We start from the raw sequence: 1,781 nt of genomic DNA, 5'->3' as shown, positions 1-1,781 counted from the left end.
CACCCGCCCCGCTGCCCTCGCGGGCGGGACCGCCCGCGCCAGCCGTCACCGGAACCGGCACGGCCACCCTCGGCCCCACACCGGCTGAGGAACCCGACCACGGCCACGCGGCTCCGGCCACCGCCGCCCCCGACCACGCGGGCCCCGAGCAGGGCGCGCAGGCCCGGCAGCCGCTCCGGCCCGCCCCGGCGCCGTTCCACCGGGTGGCCGCACTGCCGCCGGTGGACCCGGAGTCCGGGCCGGTCGTCTACCGCTGACGTGCCATGGGGGCGATCCGGCCCCGGACGGCGCGCCGCGCCCTGCCGGGCCGGCCGCGCGCCCAGCGGCGCCGTACCGCGCCGTACCGCGCCGTGCGCCGCTCGCGGCGCACCGGGCGAGCGCTACGCTTGCCGGTCCGCACATCGGACGAACGGGCAGGTGCCGCTCATTCCCCTACGACTGCCACCCCCGGCGTGGAACGCGCTCGTCGACCGGCTGCGCGCCGCCGGCTGCGTCTTCGCCGAGGACGAGGCCCGGCTGCTCTGCTCCGCCGCCGACACGACCCGGAGCCTCGACCGCCTGGTGGCACGGCGGGCCGCGGGCCATCCCCTCGAACAGGTCATCGGGTACTCGGAGTTCGGCGGTCTGCGGATCACCGTGCGGCCCGGGGTCTTCGTACCGCGCCGCCGCACCGAGTTCCTGGCCCGGCTGGCCGCCGACGCGGTCCGTCCCGGCACCGTGATCGCCGAACTGTGCTGCGGAACGGGAGCCGTCGGCGCGGTAATCGCCCACGCCGCCGACGGGCCGGTCGTCCTGCACGCCACCGACCTCGACCCCGTCGCGGTGGCCTGTGCCCGGGACAACCTCGCGGACGTCGGAGGGCACGCCCACCTCGGGGACCTGTACGAACCCCTGCCCGCCGAACTACGGGGTGCCGTCGACATCGTGATCGCCAACGCGCCCTACGTCCCCACCGGCGAGATCCCGCTGCTCCCCACCGAGGCACGCCTGCACGAACCGCGCGCCGCCCTCGACGGCGGCCACGACGGGCTCGACATCCAGCGGCGGCTCATCGCCGAGGCGCCCCGATGGCTCGCCCCGTACGGAAAGCTGTTCGTGGAGACCAGCGCGCGGCAGGCCGCCGGAACGGCCGCCGCCTGCCAACAGGCCGGTCTCAGACCCTCGGTGGCCGAATCGGAGCCCCACGACGCCACGGTCGTCATCGCCCGCCGGGGCGCGCCGCCGGCGACCTGACGCGCGCCGTGCCGACGGGGAGACGCCGTCCGCTACCGCGAACAGCCGTTCACCCGAACGCCGTTCGGGGCAGGTCCGGCCACCGGACACCCCCGCCGGCCCCGGCCCCACCGTCCGTCCGCACCGCCGTCTCATCTCGCACACCACACGTCACCCGGCGCCCGCGAGGACGTCACCGTGTGTGGGCTGGGTCTCGCTGACCGGTCAATCCGGACAGCTTCGGCTCCGTCCTCGGCCAAGAGCGCTAACGTCGTGTGAGGAGGTAATAGACTCGCTGCCGTTGAGGGGACGCGGACGATGAGCTACGGCGACGACTACGGTGATGCGAGCGAGCGCGGAATCCCCTCGCAGACGCGGACCCACTATCCCGACGAACCCGGCCCCGGGCCACGTCGCGGCGCGTCACCCAAACGAAGCCTGACGACGATCGTCGGCGTCGTCCTGGTACTGATCGCGGCGATCGTCTTCGCCAACCGCCCTGGCGACGACGCCGACAACGGCCCCACACCCGAGGCCGGCGACGACGCCCGCCCCGGCCCCGCACCGAC

At 75.6% G+C, this 1,781-nt stretch carries 1 protein-coding gene and 2 pseudogenes; all 3 read left to right on the top strand.

The features are described from left to right. A pseudogene (locus tag E0D90_RS26910) lies at positions 1-257 on the top strand (hypothetical protein); the annotation flags it as partial. 160 nt (positions 258-417) lie between these two features. Continuing rightward, positions 418-1,233: a putative protein N(5)-glutamine methyltransferase gene (locus tag E0D90_RS25425; protein ID WP_227870504.1), complete on the top strand. Its 816-nt coding sequence runs from the start codon at positions 418-420 to the stop codon at positions 1,231-1,233. Positions 1,234-1,530: 297 nt separating this feature from the next. After that, positions 1,531-1,781, top strand: a pseudogene (locus E0D90_RS25420) (hypothetical protein); the annotation flags it as partial.

It is taken from the genome of Streptomyces otsuchiensis, assembly GCF_004305975.1.
Lineage (GTDB): Bacteria > Actinomycetota > Actinomycetes > Streptomycetales > Streptomycetaceae > Streptomyces > Streptomyces otsuchiensis.
This window is presented reverse-complemented; position numbering and strand designations above follow the sequence as displayed.